This is a genomic window from Pseudomonas sp. MS01C9 (assembly GCF_058202755.1).
Genome location: NZ_CM177073.1, coordinates 472,445 through 486,511, shown reverse-complemented (window position 1 = coordinate 486,511; position 14,067 = coordinate 472,445). Strand labels below are relative to the sequence as shown.

Below are 14,067 nucleotides of genomic sequence, written 5' to 3'. Positions count from 1 at the left end.
CGCCTTATCCGTCTGTAGGCTGCACCGTGCCATTTACCTGGGTTGACTGGGCGATCGTTGCAATCATCGCCATCTCCGCATTGATCAGTCTGAGTCGCGGCTTCGTCAAGGAAGCCCTCTCGCTGCTGACCTGGATCATCGCGGGGGTCGTGGCCTGGATGTTTGGTGGTTCGCTGTCCCAGTACCTTGCCGGATACATCGAAACTCCGTCGGCTCGCGTGATCGCGGGCTGTGCCATCTTGTTTATCGCCACCTTGCTGGTCGGCGCAATGATCAATTATCTGATCGGCGAACTGATTCGTGTCACCGGGCTTTCCGGGACCGACCGGTTCCTGGGCATGGCCTTTGGCGCGGCGCGTGGCGCCTTGCTGGTGGTCGTGGCCGTCGGGCTGCTGAGCCTGGGACCGGTGCAGCAGGATTCGTGGTGGCAGGAGTCCCGGCTCGTGCCACAATTTCTATTGGTCGCAGACTGGTCCAAGAACCTGATCCTGGGTTGGAGCAGTCAGTGGCTTGCCAGCGGTATCAGCGTACCCGCTGAAATACCGTTCAAGGAACAACTGTTGCCGACGGCCAAAACGCCGCAGTGATCGTTGTTCAGTTCAGATCCATTAAGTAGGGGTTGCGTCGCATGTGTGGCATCGTCGGTATCGTCGGTAAGTCGAACGTCAATCAGGCGCTGTATGACGCGCTAACCGTGCTCCAGCACCGCGGCCAGGACGCTGCCGGTATCGTGACCAGCCATGACGGCCGGTTATTCCTGCGCAAGGACAATGGCCTGGTCCGTGACGTGTTCCATCAGCGCCACATGCAACGCCTGGTCGGCCACATGGGCATCGGCCATGTGCGCTATCCGACCGCCGGCAGCTCGACCTCGGCCGAAGCTCAGCCGTTCTACGTCAACTCGCCGTATGGCATCACCCTGGCGCATAACGGCAACCTGACCAACGTCGAGCAGTTGGCCAAGGAAATCTACGAATCGGACCTGCGCCACGTCAACACCAATTCCGACTCGGAAGTGATGCTCAACGTCTTCGCCCATGAGCTGGCCCAGCGTGGCAAGCTGCAGCCTACCGAAGAAGACGTGTTCGCCGCCGTGACCGAAGTGCACAACCGTTGTGTCGGTGGCTACACCGTGGTGGCGATGATCACCGGCTACGGCATCGTCGGCTTCCGCGACCCCCATGGCATCCGTCCGATCGTGTTCGGCCAGCGTCACACCGACGAAGGCGTCGAGTACATGATCGCTTCCGAAAGCGTATCCCTGGACGTGCTGGGCTTCACCCTGATCCGCGACCTGGCTCCGGGCGAGGCGGTCTACATCACCGAAGACGGCAAGTTGTTCACCCGTCAGTGCGCGACCAACCCGACCCTGACGCCGTGCATCTTCGAACACGTCTACCTGGCGCGTCCGGACTCCATCATCGACGGCATCTCGGTCTACAAGGCCCGCCTGCGCATGGGTGAGAAGCTGGCCGAGAAGATCCTGCGCGAGCGCCCGGACCACGACATCGACGTGGTGATCCCTATCCCGGACACCAGCCGCACCGCGGCCCTGGAGCTGGCGAACCACCTGGGCGTCAAGTTCCGCGAAGGCTTCGTGAAGAACCGCTACATCGGTCGCACCTTCATCATGCCGGGCCAGGCCGCGCGGAAAAAATCCGTACGCCAGAAGCTCAACGCCATCGAGCTGGAATTCCGCGGCAAGAACGTCATGCTGGTGGACGACTCCATCGTGCGTGGCACCACTTGCAAGCAGATCATCCAGATGGCCCGCGAAGCCGGCGCCAAGAATGTGTATTTCTGCTCGGCGGCCCCGGCCGTGCGTTACCCGAACGTCTATGGCATCGACATGCCGAGCGCCCATGAGCTGATCGCCCACAACCGCACCACCCAGGAAGTCGCCGACCTGATCGGCGCCGACTGGCTGATCTACCAGGACCTGCCGGACCTGATCGAAGCGGTAGGCGGCGGCAAGATCAAGATCGAGCAGTTCGACTGCGCGGTATTCGATGGCAAGTACGTCACCGGCGATGTCGACGAGGCATACCTGAACAAGATCGAAAGCGCCCGCAACGATGCATCCAAGGCCAAGACCCAGGCGGTCAGCGCGATCATCGATCTGTATAACAACTGAGTGACGAACCGGCCCCGAGGGGCCGGTTTGCGTTTAACCGAGGAGTGGCAGCATGAGTCAGGATTGGGATGCCGGTCGGCTGGACAGCGACCTTGAAGGCGTAGCGTTCGACACCCTGGCGGTTCGCGCCGGTCAGCACCGCACGCCGGAAGCCGAGCACGGCGATCCGATGTTCTTCACCTCCAGCTATGTATTCCGTACCGCTGCCGATGCGGCGGCGCGGTTTGCCGGCGAAGTGCCCGGCAACGTCTATTCACGTTACACCAACCCCACCGTGCGGGCGTTCGAAGAGCGCATCGCCGCCCTCGAAGGCGCCGAGCAAGCGGTTGCCACCGCCACCGGCATGGCGGCGATCATGGCGGTGGTCATGAGCCTGTGCAGCGCCGGCGACCACGTACTGGTGTCGCGCAGCGTCTTTGGCTCCACCATCAGCCTGTTCGAGAAGTACTTCAAGCGCTTCGGCGTGGAAGTCGACTACGTGCCCCTGGCGGACCTGTCCGCCTGGGATGCGGCGATCAAGGCCAACACGAAGCTCTTGTTCGTCGAATCGCCCTCCAACCCATTGGCCGAGCTGGTGGACATTGCCGCCCTGGCGGAGATCGCGCACGCCAAGGGCGCCATGCTGGTGGTGGATAACTGCTTCTGCACCCCGGCGTTGCAACAACCGCTGAAGCTGGGGGCGGACGTGGTGGTGCATTCGGCCACCAAGTTCATCGATGGCCAGGGGCGTTGCATGGGCGGCGTGGTGGCCGGTCGCAGCGAGCAGATGAAGGAAGTCGTGGGCTTCCTACGCACTGCCGGGCCGACCCTCAGCCCGTTCAACGCCTGGATCTTCCTCAAGGGCCTGGAAACCCTCGGCCTGCGCATGAAGGCGCATTGCGCCAACGCCCAGGCCCTGGCCGAGTGGCTGGAGCAGCAGGACGGTATCGAGAAGGTGCATTACGCCGGCCTCAAGAGCCATCCGCAGCACGACCTGGCCGTGCGCCAGCAACGGGGGTTCGGTGCGGTGGTGAGTTTCGAAGTCAAGGGCGGCAAGGAGGGCGCCTGGCGCTTCATCGACGCGACCCGGTTGATTTCCATCACCGCCAACCTGGGCGACAGCAAGACCACCATCACCCATCCGAGCACCACCTCCCACGGTCGCCTCTCGCCCCAGGAGCGTGAGGCGGCGGGCATCCGTGACAGCCTGATCCGCATCGCGGTGGGCCTGGAAGACGTGGCGGACCTGCAAGCCGATCTGGCTCGTGGGTTGGCGGCCTTGTGATCGAAGGCACTCATGGCCGGGTCGCACTCGTAACGGGTGCCGCCCGGGGCATCGGCCTCGGCATTGCGGCCTGGCTGATCTGTGAGGGCTGGCAGGTGGTCCTGACCGACCTGGATCGCGAGCGCGGCTCCCGGGTGGCCAAGGCCCTGGGGGATGGCGCCTGGTTCATTGGCATGGATGTGGCGGACGAGGCGCAAGTGGCGACGGGCATCGCCGAAGTCCTCGGGCAATTCGGACGGCTCGATGCGCTGGTGTGCAACGCAGCCATTGCCGACCCGCACAACATCACCCTGGAAAGCCTCGACCTGGCCTACTGGAACCGGGTCCTGGCGGTGAACCTGGGCGGCCCGATGCTGCTGGCCAAGCACTGTGCGCCTTACCTGCGCGCTCACAACGGCGCCATCGTCAACCTGGCCTCGACCCGCGCCGCGCAATCGGAGCCCGATACCGAGGCCTACGCGGCGAGCAAGGGCGGCTTGCTGGCCCTGACCCACGCTTTGGCGATCAGTCTGGGGCCGGAAATCCGCGTCAATGCCGTCAGCCCTGGCTGGATCGACGCCCGCGACCCGGCCCAGCGCCGCGCGCAGCCGCTGACCGACGCCGATCACGCCCAGCATCCGGCGGGCAGGGTAGGGACGGTCGAGGACGTGGCGGCAATGGTGGCATGGCTGCTGTCGCGTAACGCCGGTTTCGTCACGGGCCAGGAGTTCGTGGTGGACGGCGGCATGACCAAGAAAATGATTTATGAATGAACAGCAGCCACAAGTCGCGAGCTACAAGCGGCAAGTGGTTATGCGGTGTTGGGGCTTGCGAGTTGCCGCTCGAAGCGTGCAGCTCGAAGCTGTTTTTGAAAAAAATCCAACCCTGCTATTGACTTAGCTTCGGCACCTGCGTAAATTTCGCGGCCTCAGCGAAGCAAAGGGTGATTAGCTCAGCCGGGAGAGCGTCTGCCTTACAAGCAGAATGTCGGCGGTTCGATCCCGTCATCACCCACCATGTTCCATGAGAGTCTTGCGAAAGCAAGATGGAAGCCGTCAAAAGCCTCCACCGACGCGCAGCGGTAGTTCAGTCGGTTAGAATACCGGCCTGTCACGCCGGGGGTCGCGGGTTCGAGTCCCGTCCGCTGCGCCATATTTACCGAGTCAGGTCAGCCTGGTTCGAGATCGAGGCTTCAAAGGCCCTGGTCAGACGAGTTAACTGGACGCAAGTCCATAGCGATACGCAGCGGTAGTTCAGTCGGTTAGAATACCGGCCTGTCACGCCGGGGGTCGCGGGTTCGAGTCCCGTCCGCTGCGCCATATCTGCTTCGAGGCCCACTGAACGCCTTGAAGCCAGGAAGAAAGCCGTACAGCGGACTTCTGATCGATAGCAAAGACCCTGGTCGAAAGACCGGGGTTTTTTGTTTCTGGTGTAACGATATTGCGAAGATCGGAACAAGCCCGTGATAAGCGAGCTTGCTCCCGCTGGGCTGCGAAGCAGCCCTTGCTTGCTGAGTTGGCAAGACTCAGGGGGCGAGCCTCAGAACCCCAATCTATCCCGCAGCCCGTAATACCACGCACCCATCGCCGCAAACGGCGTGCGCAACAGCTGGCCGCCAGGGAACGGGTAGTGGGGCAGATCGGCAAATGCATCAAAACGCTCAGCCTGACCACGCAGCGCCTCGGCCAGGACCTTGCCTGCCAGGTGCGTGTACGTCACGCCATGGCCGCTGCAGCCCTGGGAGTAGTAGATGTTGTCGCCCAGACGCCCCACCTGTGGAAGACGCGACAACGTCAGCAGGAAATTTCCGGTCCATGCGTAATCGATCTTCACATCCTTGAGCTGGGGGAAGGCCTTGAGCATCTTCGGACGGATGATCGCTTCGATGTTCGCCGGATCCCTCGCGCCATACACTACGCCGCCGCCGAAGATCAGGCGCTTGTCGCCTGTCAGTCGGTAATAGTCCAACAGGTAGTTGCAGTCCTCGACGCAATAATCCTGGGGCAACAGACTGTGGGCCAACTCTTCCCCCAGAGGCTCGGTGGTGATCACCTGGGTGCCGCAAGGCATCGACTTGGCCGCCAGCTCCGGCACCAGATTGCCCAGATAGGCATTGCCCGCCACGATGATGAACTTGGCCCTGACCTTGCCTTGTGGCGTATGCACCACCGGGCTTGCACCGCGTTCGATGCGCACCGCCGGCGATTGTTCATGAATGACCCCGCCAAGGGACTCCACCGCAGCGGCTTCGCCCAACGCCAGGTTGAGGGGATGGATATGCCCGCCGCTCATGTCCAGCATGCCACCCACGTACTCTTCGCACGCCACCACTTCGCGAATGCGGCGTTGATCCAGCAGCTCCAGCTGGGTATGGCCGAAACGCTCCCATAGACGTTTCTGCGATTCCAGATGCCCCATCTGTTTAGCGGTAAGGGCTGCGAAGACGCCACCGTCCTTCAAGTCGCACTGGATCTGATACTTCGCCACCCGCTCACGAATGATCCGACCGCCCTCGAAGGCCATGTTGCCCAGCAATTGTGCCTGCTGCGGCCCGACACTGCGTTCGATCACATCGATGTCGCGGCTGTAGCTGTTGACGATCTGCCCGCCGTTGCGACCCGATGCGCCAAACCCCACCTTCGCGGCCTCGACAATCGTGACCTTGAAGCCGTTCTCCAGCAAAAACAGGGCAGAGGACAGGCCGGTATAGCCAGCGCCGATCACGCACACATCGGTTTCGACGTCACCTTGCAGGGCCGGGCGCGACGCAGCCGGGTTGGCCGATGCGGCGTAGTAAGACGCTGGATAAGGAGTGTTCGCCATTCTGCAACCTCTGTTTTATATTTTTTACGAATGCGCCGATCCTACCCGAGATAAAAATCCGCCGCCAGCCACCGCAAATACTTCATTGCCCCGGCGAAATTAAATATTTTGCATATTCATAGGGTTAGGTGAAAAAAAGGTGTTGACACCCCTTCGGAATTCCGTAGAATGCCGCCTCACAGCAGGCACGTAGCTCAGTTGGTTAGAGCACCACCTTGACATGGTGGGGGTCGTTGGTTCGAGTCCAATCGCGCCTACCAAACAAAATCCGCTCTGCTGGGCGGTCTAGAAGGGTCAACCGAGAGGTTGGCCCTTTTTTGCGTCTGGGGTTTCATGCAGAACGTTCACAAAATATCGGGATCGTTCACACTGAGCAATGTGAACGCTTCATTAGCCTTCTTCCCGAAGGCTATTTCTCCTTTTACTCCTGTCGAATCACCACCCATCGCCCACAGATTGAAAACCCGCTCTTGTACCGATACTGTTCATTTGTACAGTATTTGGTGCGACGGCAATGCAAGATGGTTTGGTGGACGATTCAGGCTTTGAGCTGGGGATGCCCACCCATGGGGAGCTGCTAAAGCATCAGTGCGACCTCCTCTGTAGCGATCTGGAGTTAACACGCCGCAACCTCAGAGCAGCCCACAGGGAGCTTGCTGGGCTTATCGTGATGTACCGGAGTGTGCTGAAGGAGATTGCAACGCTGAAGATCGAGAACGAGAAGCTGAGGTGGACGCTGAGTGAGATCTACCTCAGAGAGAGCAAGGAAGCGACATCGAAGATGGGGTATTCGTACGGGGATCACGGAAAGAGGTGAGTGGTCTCGCCAATGGCAAAAATTCTTCTTCTATATAGTAGGAGAACCTTAGGCAACCGCCAGATATCCCCAGGATCACCTACCGTACGTCAAAATCTGGAGAAAAGGTTGGATCCAGTCGGATCGCGGCTTTCAGACCCCCATTCTGCTTTAGACCCAAATTATGCACAGGCTTATCCACAACCTGAAGGCATAACCATTCGGCCAAACACACCATCTAGTGGCTCATGAGAGCCGCCACCCCCAAGATATAGTTTTCCAGGCGACTCTAACGCCCACTTTTCACAAAGCGTCCGCACTAGCGCAAATTCTGACGCTATTGAAACGCTAGTCCTGAGTCCCTCATCAGGGCCTATTGAGGGCCTCTTGAGAGCCTGTAGGAGCGTATTTGTGGCCACAAAGAGGAATACGGATACGTATAAAGGAGAAAACGCTCAGAATGCGTTATAGAGGCTTGCAGGGGCACACCGGAACCGCTATGATGGCACCACAAACGCAAAAACCCCAAATTAATGGGGTTTGAGCTGAAGATGTCTACGAGCAGTTACGTTTCTGTCGGGAAAACGTCACGTAACTGCTCGCATCCTCCGACGCATGCGTTTGAGCACGGTTCAAGAGAAGGACGCCATTAAAGCCAATTGATCGCTATCGCGTCAACAGGTGAATGATCGGTGGTCGCTTCTGGACACGTGTGACTAACGAATCACACTGATAGAGGAACGACCAAATGGTCATTAACTGCACCATCAGCGACAAAACCGTCCACGTCCGCCAGTACCAGCGCTTTCGCAATGGGGAATGGGAGGATGTGTGCAAACACACCCGTAGACCGCCACGGTAACTGTTAGCGACAAGCCACCAAGCTTTCGCTGATTTGGTGGCTCATTGCTGACGCGCACGCCCCGTCAGTCGCTCTCCCTCTCGCTTAGCCAGCGCTTCACCGCTTGAATTTCATCTACATCGTAATAGCCCGGCTTGCTATTTGGCTCGAACACCCCAGCGCCGATAGCCTCTTCGAAATGCCCTCGCACCAGGTCGTAATCCGGCACCTGAGTCCTCTTGATCAACTCCAAGCATTGCTCCAGCTCGAAGTATCCCTCGGATATGAATCCCAGAAGAGTGATTAGCCCATCTGCCCCTACAAAATGCGATAAAGGCAAATCACCGACAATATTCCTCCCGTTCGCATGAAGAGCGCGTTCATCATACTGGCAGCCGTTAGGCCGGGGGGACGAAGGGCGGTGATGGACGATTCGTGGCGAATGCTTCACCCAAACCCCATTATTCTCTTCTCGAGCTTGCCACTCCGCCCAGCCATCATTGACGTTGCTAATCTGGGTGCGGCATGTATCACAGATCCACTGCATAAGAAGCTCCTTTTCATCATGCACCACCCGAATCGGGCGAGGCAGGGACAGCATGGTGGCACTAAGACTTCATACCGTCCACTGCGCTTGCCTTTCGCCATATTCATGCCCCCGCGCCGGAAATCAACGCACCTCTGACAGCGACCTCATTTCAGTCTAGAAAAATAAGATTGGCTGATTTTCGTCAGTCTTGTTGGCGGTGCTTAACGGTGTGCAACCCGGGTCAATGGAAGCGTCAGCTTTTCCAAAATAACCCAGCCCCCCCAGGTCGTTCTCTGAGGCTGATTCAGCCTAGCAATTGACTTCGCTTGCATGGGATGCAGGCGCAATCAAGCCCGCTCAGGGCGGGTTTACACGTCGCTACACGCCTACTTCAAGCCTTGTTCCAATGCCTCTTAACGGTGGCAATACCCACACCCAGCTCTGCTGCTGCTTGAGCCTGTGTCAGGTCCTTAGCTTTGAGACGCTGCACTGCCGCCGTCGTGCTGATTGCCTCAGGTCTACCTAGCTTCTTGCCCTCTGCCTTGGCGCGTATCAGGCCCTGTTGAGTACGCTCGATCAGCAAGTCACGCTCAAACTCAGCGACAGCACCCAGCACTTGCATAGTCATCTTGCCCGCTGGTGATGTTAGGTCCACTCCGCCCAATGCTAGACAATGCACACGGATGCCATTAGAGGCTAAGTGCTCAACGGTTTGACGCACATCCATCGCATTACGGCCTAGGCGATCAAGCTTGGTGACGATCAACACGTCTCCGCTCTCCATGCGGTCTAAGAGCTTCTTGAAGCCGGGGCGCTCGCTGGCGGCAATGCTACCTGAGATGGTTTCCTCGACTACCCGACTAGCCTGCACGTCGAAGCCAGCAGCCTTAACCTCCTGGGTCTGGTTCTCGGTGAACTGTGAGGCTGTCGAGCAGCGTGCATAGAGGAATGTGCGGGACATGGCGGATAGCTCCTTGGAATCGTTTAACGTGGTATCAGCTTACCATCGCATCAACAAATCAAGAAGCCTACTTAGATGATACCTAATACCGCCCGTCAGATTGGTATCGTTTAACGGTCGTTTGATGAGACCACTTCCTGCCTAAGCACCCGAATAGCGGAAGCTATCCCATCAGCATTCACACTCAGCACCTGCAAAGCTGCGAAGACATTTCCCTCAATCTCTCTGGACCCCCTTTGCCCCACCCATTTGGCAAGCTCTTCTAAAGCGGCTCCGATTCCGTCTTGATTGATCTGAAGTAGCTCCAGGGCGGTAGCTATGGCTTCGGTCTGGTCTGTCATGTGACGGTATCCATGAAGAGGCGGCATGGATCTTAAGATAGCTCAAGACAGGACGGGGCTGGGTGGTTTTGCTCATGCAGAAATCAGCGATTTAGGGTCAAAACTGCCATTTTGGTGCAGAAACCTCGGATTGAGACGTTCTCACCGAGGCGAGCTTAGTCAAGGGGCGTGAGAAGCCCCTAAAATTCTGGCTTGCAGCGCATCGATTTAGCCAGTGACTAGGTACAGCGAGTCTCGAAAACGTAGTTTTCACAAGGTTTTCGATAGGTATTCGGAGGGCATGCTGGTCGAGTTCTGAAATAGTATAGACGGAAACAGGAAACAAAATGTAGCATTAGGCCACTACAGCTAAACCTACAGGGAAGTGAATTGTGGCTGATGAAAACCGCATAAAAATAGGCACAGTACTACGCAGCGATTGCCGAAAATGCAACAGCAGCACCCGCCACGAGGTGATGGGGGTGGCAACTGAGAAGATCGAAGAATGGCATACCAACGAGCTCGATTCTTGGTGTGTTGTACGATGCTTGGGATGCCATACCTATTCATTTCAGCATAAGCATGAGGATTTTGATCAGATCGAGGAGGATTTCGAGGGTGAACTCCATCACGAAGTAATTACAAATGTTTACCCAAGCGTAATTAAAAACCATAGACCGCTCACTTCAACACATCTGCTTCCTAGATTGATAAATAATATATATCGCCAAACCCTTATGGCGCTGAGTCAAAATGCTAACACCCTAGGCAGCATAGGACTCAGAGCATGTATCGAAGCAGTATGCAACCACTTAGAAATATCAGGAACAAACCTACAGAAACGCATTGATTCGCTATTTAGGGCGGGACACGTTTCAAATGGGGACAAGAAACGCCTTCATGCAATTCGTTTTTTGGGAAATGATGCGGCGCATGAAATCAAGCAGCCATCAGTGGGTGACATTCGCGTAGCACTAGAGATTGTTGAACACTTGTTAAACGCGGTCTTCATTCTGGAGAGTAGAGCGAAAGGCTTGGAAACTACCGTTGAGACCTATCCTGAGTTCATGGCTTTGCTGGAATTATGCGCTGGTAAGCATAAGAGCGGGTTGGCTACCAATCTCATTGGATTACTAGGGAGACAAAAGCGACTTGTCGCTGTCAATCTAGAAACCACTGAAGCACAGCTAATCTCTGATATAGATAATGGCAAGATACCATTCCTAACTAAGGCCAGTGTACAAACAGAAAACGGTAAAACTATTCAACTCTACGATGTCGTAACCGAACACTTTAAGAAAGATGAAGAGTTCCCAGACGACATTCCGTTTTAAAGAGAAAAATATTTCCCTGGAGAGCCCCGCATTAGCGGGGACTTCTTTGTTTAAAGCAAAAAAATTAGATGATGAATGCCACTGTGACTTAAGCTATTTAAAATTTAAAGCGTCGAGACCTAACGGGTACAACGGTGCGTATTTTATGGCTATTGACGGCTCGGGATTGCGGAAGTGAAATTCAATTTTTTCCTGTGAATTTTCGACCATTACAAACTTACTATAGCTGAGCAATGGGTTCACCACATAATGTAGGCTGACACTGATTGCGAATGCCATTGCTACAATCAATCCGCCAGTAATCAATTCAAGGAATTTGAAAGAATGAACCCATTGGAACGAGTTATTTTTTATGACAGTGGATACGACATTATTGCAAATTACACGGTGGGTCACGGTTTAAAAATACATCTAGATAAAAAAGGAAGCTGCCGATTTTGCGGTCTGGAAACACCGACGGTCAAATTCAACAATGAATCACATGCAGCACCAGAGTTTTTAGGCAACCACCAATTGATACTGAACTCCGAATGTGACCGCTGTAACAAGTATTTTTCTGATCACTTAGAGGATAGCTTAGACAAATACACTCGGCACCACCGCACGGTAGGCCAGATCAAAGGAAAAACCAGGAAAATTCCCAGTTACAAGTCTAAGGACCATCGGGCTAGGTTTGATGTAAAAAACGACGAGATGCCCAAAATTCTGGCTCGCCGCGATGAACCTCATTTTTCATTGGATCCAGCTAAAAACACCGCCACATTGAGATTCCAGATACCTGCGTACATTCCTATCGCTGTTTACAAAAGCTTGGTAAAAATCGCGCTTTCAATTATCGACAGAAAAGAAATTCCAAACTTTACTAGTGCCATTAAGTGGATTAGAGAGCCTGATCATACATACTTTAAAGATCGCCCACTCCACCCGCTGCAAATGTTCAGAGCTTATGTACCCGGGCCGCGCCCATTCCCACGCCTTACGCTGATGGTTTACAAGAAAAAAGATCTAGTATCATTGCGATTTAAATGCATGTTTCTCATAGCGTTTGGAAATATTGTTTACCAGATAATAGTTCCCTCAAACGACGATCATGCCTTACCGATAGACGCCATGAAATTTGTTGCAATCCCCATCCCTCAAGAGTTCGGGTCAAAATATGGTCGTGTGGCATGGAAAGTCATTGATTTGGAAAAAACGACTAGAATAAAATACTCCGAAGAGGAAATTAACTTCTCGTTCGAGGGTATTGAAGAAAAGCCGGAGTTTGTTGGAATGAGCCTACAAGATCTTGGATATAAAATCTGACCACACCCACCTTCCAACTCATAATACGCGAGCGCTTGAAACGAAGCCCAATGGTTAAGCGACGGCGAAACTTATCGTCGGGTAAACGACTGATGATGCTGCTCGCAAACTTAAAAGCGGCCAGATATTTGTGCTTTCGGTGATAGCGATTACTCTTGCTTTATTCTACTTTCTAAAATCATAAGACAATCGTAAAAAGTGTAGCTTTAACCGTATGCGCAGTACAGTGCAGCTACGCTGCCTTAATTACACCGAAAGCGGTTAGCTTTCATCTTGACTCAGCTATGGCGTGACCGCCCACGCCCTAACGGGTATACCTCGACACAAATAAAATATAACAAAAATCCAGCTTTTGCTTTTGATCTTGCTTTTTGCTTGGGTGCATAAACGAATGCATTCGCATTCAGTAGTAAACCTGTCAGCGAACGCTGACAGTCATTGCACGTCACCTTTGGTGTAGCGAGATCAAAAGCGAAGAGCCTTGATATGTGTTGATATTATTTGATTTGATGGTGGGCTGATCCAGAATCGGGACGATGCGGCTATTGTCCATCAAGGTGTTGAAACCGTAGTGCTCCGCACTGGCGTTCGCTTCTCTCTTTATCCGACCGTAATTCAAGTGAACAACTGAACCTAGGTAATATTCTACGGACATAAAGTTCACAAGTGAGGACTCGCCCCCCCCTAAGTGAACAACTGAACTCTTGAATAATCTATACAGACAGAAAGTTCAGATGCACAGATGACTGAGTTCTTCATCAATCGGAAAAGAAAACTCCTCCGCTGCGCTCTGCGTCACTCTTCCTTCCATAGTGTCAACTGCGTCCAGCATTCTCTTGCCTTGAACCATAGGGCCAGCGGGATGATTGCCGAGACCTAAAGTAATGATCTCTTGGCGAACATGCCAAGGGCTGGCGGTAGGGTACTTTTCGCAGAACTCAGCAACCATTTCATCGAGTCGATCAAACAGAATGATGGCGTCTTGGAGGATTTCATTCTGACTCGCACGCGCTGCTTCTGGCTCCATCCAGTCCGGGCGGATATATGCGTCTTCGGGCAAAGCACGGCGGGCTTTCTTTTCTATCGCCGAGGGAATCGCTTCATCAAATGGAATGCCATAGGCGACTTTGATTTTAGTGCGAAACTCCATCCGAGAAATTCCTTCCGGGCGAGTCGCCAGCGGAATAAGCTGTTCCATCAAGAAGTAGTGAGTGTCAAACACCCCAACCGCGCCAAGATTCCGCTTGCACCAGTTCTCGGTAACTCCCGCTGTAGAAAGCGTCGCTGCGATATCTTTGTACGATGCGCCTTCGGAGCGCATTTGCACTGCTTGCTTGCGGGTGCTGTCAGTGACCTTGCTTACTGCCATTTATATATCTCCTGTGTTTGTTTATGCCATAGACAAATGCCTCGTTGGGGTTGGGTAGGGTCAAATCTCAGACAGCACAAAACCGACGCCTGACGTTACCTTGCGGGTATGTCGAGAACGTTCGGTGGGGACTTCTGGAAAGAGCGCTTTTATACGCCTCTTGACCCAATTTGTCAAGCTAGTTAGTTACACTATATCAAATTACCGCTACAAGCCCCTACAGTGCGTTCTGGGCGACTTTATCCAGGCTTACCACCCAGACTCGCAGGCCGCGTCTGTTAACTGCGATGTAACGCATCACAGGGCGTCGGAGAAGACAAGATATATCGTGAGCAGCTTTCATTGCCTCCATTGCACTTATATAAACTCGCTGCATTATTAGTTCCATTTGCAGGGCAATAATCTCTTCGCT

General features: G+C 54.7%; 12 protein-coding genes and 4 tRNA genes. 11 read left to right on the top strand and 5 right to left on the bottom strand.

Annotated features, from left to right (window positions below; genetic code table 11):
* The first annotated feature begins 26 nt into the window (after window positions 1-26).
* From AC1M7R_RS02295 to AC1M7R_RS02265, 7 genes are all read left to right on the top strand, one after another.
* A complete protein-coding gene (locus AC1M7R_RS02295) occupies window positions 27-587 on the top strand; it encodes a CvpA family protein (RefSeq protein ID WP_072392287.1) in 561 nt (186 codons plus the stop codon).
* A gap of 41 nt (window positions 588-628) precedes the next feature.
* The gene (gene purF / locus AC1M7R_RS02290; protein ID WP_072392290.1) at window positions 629-2,134 is read left to right on the top strand and encodes an amidophosphoribosyltransferase; all 1,506 of its coding nucleotides are present in this window, start codon (window positions 629-631) and stop codon (window positions 2,132-2,134) included.
* A 52-nt stretch (window positions 2,135-2,186) separates the two neighbouring features.
* Window positions 2,187-3,398 (top strand): O-succinylhomoserine sulfhydrylase, encoded by a 1,212-nt coding sequence (locus tag AC1M7R_RS02285; RefSeq protein ID WP_072430681.1) that lies wholly within the window; start codon window positions 2,187-2,189, stop codon window positions 3,396-3,398.
* The gene (locus AC1M7R_RS02280) at window positions 3,395-4,150 is read left to right on the top strand and encodes an SDR family oxidoreductase (RefSeq protein WP_092180064.1); all 756 of its coding nucleotides are present in this window, start codon (window positions 3,395-3,397) and stop codon (window positions 4,148-4,150) included. Before AC1M7R_RS02285 ends, AC1M7R_RS02280 begins: the two co-directional genes overlap by 4 nt.
* 168 nt (window positions 4,151-4,318) lie before the next feature.
* A tRNA-Val gene (locus AC1M7R_RS02275) sits at window positions 4,319-4,394 on the top strand.
* A 58-nt stretch (window positions 4,395-4,452) separates the two neighbouring features.
* A tRNA-Asp gene (locus AC1M7R_RS02270) sits at window positions 4,453-4,529 on the top strand.
* A gap of 90 nt (window positions 4,530-4,619) precedes the next feature.
* Window positions 4,620-4,696, top strand: a tRNA-Asp gene (locus AC1M7R_RS02265).
* Between the two features lie 220 nt (window positions 4,697-4,916).
* Here the strand turns inward: AC1M7R_RS02265 and AC1M7R_RS02260 are convergent.
* A complete protein-coding gene (locus AC1M7R_RS02260; RefSeq protein ID WP_072430680.1) occupies window positions 4,917-6,200 on the bottom strand; it encodes an NAD(P)/FAD-dependent oxidoreductase in 1,284 nt (427 codons plus the stop codon).
* A gap of 183 nt (window positions 6,201-6,383) precedes the next feature.
* Here AC1M7R_RS02260 and AC1M7R_RS02255 point away from each other — a divergent pair.
* A tRNA-Val gene (locus tag AC1M7R_RS02255) sits at window positions 6,384-6,460 on the top strand.
* A gap of 254 nt (window positions 6,461-6,714) precedes the next feature.
* The gene (locus AC1M7R_RS02250; RefSeq protein WP_490610213.1) at window positions 6,715-7,017 is read left to right on the top strand and encodes a hypothetical protein; all 303 of its coding nucleotides are present in this window, start codon (window positions 6,715-6,717) and stop codon (window positions 7,015-7,017) included.
* 905 nt (window positions 7,018-7,922) lie between these two features.
* Here the strand turns inward: AC1M7R_RS02250 and AC1M7R_RS02245 are convergent.
* From AC1M7R_RS02245 to AC1M7R_RS02235, 3 genes are all read right to left on the bottom strand, one after another.
* On the bottom strand, window positions 7,923-8,384 hold the full coding sequence (locus tag AC1M7R_RS02245) for a hypothetical protein (RefSeq protein WP_490610212.1): 462 nt from the start codon (window positions 8,382-8,384) through the stop codon (window positions 7,923-7,925).
* A 373-nt stretch (window positions 8,385-8,757) separates the two neighbouring features.
* Window positions 8,758-9,327 carry a recombinase family protein gene (locus AC1M7R_RS02240; protein ID WP_490610211.1) on the bottom strand — a complete coding sequence of 190 codons (570 nt, stop codon included), beginning with the start codon at window positions 9,325-9,327 and terminating at the stop codon, window positions 8,758-8,760.
* Between the two features lie 110 nt (window positions 9,328-9,437).
* A complete protein-coding gene (locus AC1M7R_RS02235) occupies window positions 9,438-9,668 on the bottom strand; it encodes a hypothetical protein (RefSeq protein ID WP_490610210.1) in 231 nt (76 codons plus the stop codon).
* Between the two features lie 371 nt (window positions 9,669-10,039).
* Between AC1M7R_RS02235 and AC1M7R_RS02230 the strand changes: the two genes are divergently transcribed.
* Together AC1M7R_RS02230 and AC1M7R_RS02225 are read left to right on the top strand one after the other, a co-directional pair.
* The gene (locus AC1M7R_RS02230; protein WP_490610209.1) at window positions 10,040-10,981 is read left to right on the top strand and encodes a DUF4145 domain-containing protein; all 942 of its coding nucleotides are present in this window, start codon (window positions 10,040-10,042) and stop codon (window positions 10,979-10,981) included.
* A 324-nt stretch (window positions 10,982-11,305) separates the two neighbouring features.
* On the top strand, window positions 11,306-12,286 hold the full coding sequence (locus AC1M7R_RS02225; protein WP_490610208.1) for an HNH endonuclease: 981 nt from the start codon (window positions 11,306-11,308) through the stop codon (window positions 12,284-12,286).
* Between the two features lie 730 nt (window positions 12,287-13,016).
* Here the strand turns inward: AC1M7R_RS02225 and AC1M7R_RS02220 are convergent.
* Window positions 13,017-13,655 carry a hypothetical protein gene (locus tag AC1M7R_RS02220; RefSeq protein ID WP_490610207.1) on the bottom strand — a complete coding sequence of 213 codons (639 nt, stop codon included), beginning with the start codon at window positions 13,653-13,655 and terminating at the stop codon, window positions 13,017-13,019.
* Between the last annotated feature and the right edge of the window lie 412 nt (window positions 13,656-14,067).

Bases quoted from the DNA above. Each gene is read 5' to 3' on its own strand.
- purF (WP_072392290.1), top strand. From the start codon at position 629: ATGTGTGGCATCGTCGGTATCGTCGGTAAGTCGAACGTCAATCAGGCG.
- AC1M7R_RS02285 (WP_072430681.1), top strand. From the start codon at position 2,187: ATGAGTCAGGATTGGGATGCCGGTCGGCTGGACAGCGACCTTGAAGGC.
- AC1M7R_RS02260 (WP_072430680.1), bottom strand. From the start codon at position 6,200: ATGGCGAACACTCCTTATCCAGCGTCTTACTACGCCGCATCGGCCAAC.
- AC1M7R_RS02250 (WP_490610213.1), top strand. From the start codon at position 6,715: ATGCAAGATGGTTTGGTGGACGATTCAGGCTTTGAGCTGGGGATGCCC.
- AC1M7R_RS02245 (WP_490610212.1), bottom strand. From the start codon at position 8,384: ATGCAGTGGATCTGTGATACATGCCGCACCCAGATTAGCAACGTCAAT.
- AC1M7R_RS02240 (WP_490610211.1), bottom strand. From the start codon at position 9,327: ATGTCCCGCACATTCCTCTATGCACGCTGCTCGACAGCCTCACAGTTC.
- AC1M7R_RS02235 (WP_490610210.1), bottom strand. From the start codon at position 9,668: ATGACAGACCAGACCGAAGCCATAGCTACCGCCCTGGAGCTACTTCAG.
- AC1M7R_RS02225 (WP_490610208.1), top strand. From the start codon at position 11,306: ATGAACCCATTGGAACGAGTTATTTTTTATGACAGTGGATACGACATT.
- AC1M7R_RS02220 (WP_490610207.1), bottom strand. From the start codon at position 13,655: ATGGCAGTAAGCAAGGTCACTGACAGCACCCGCAAGCAAGCAGTGCAA.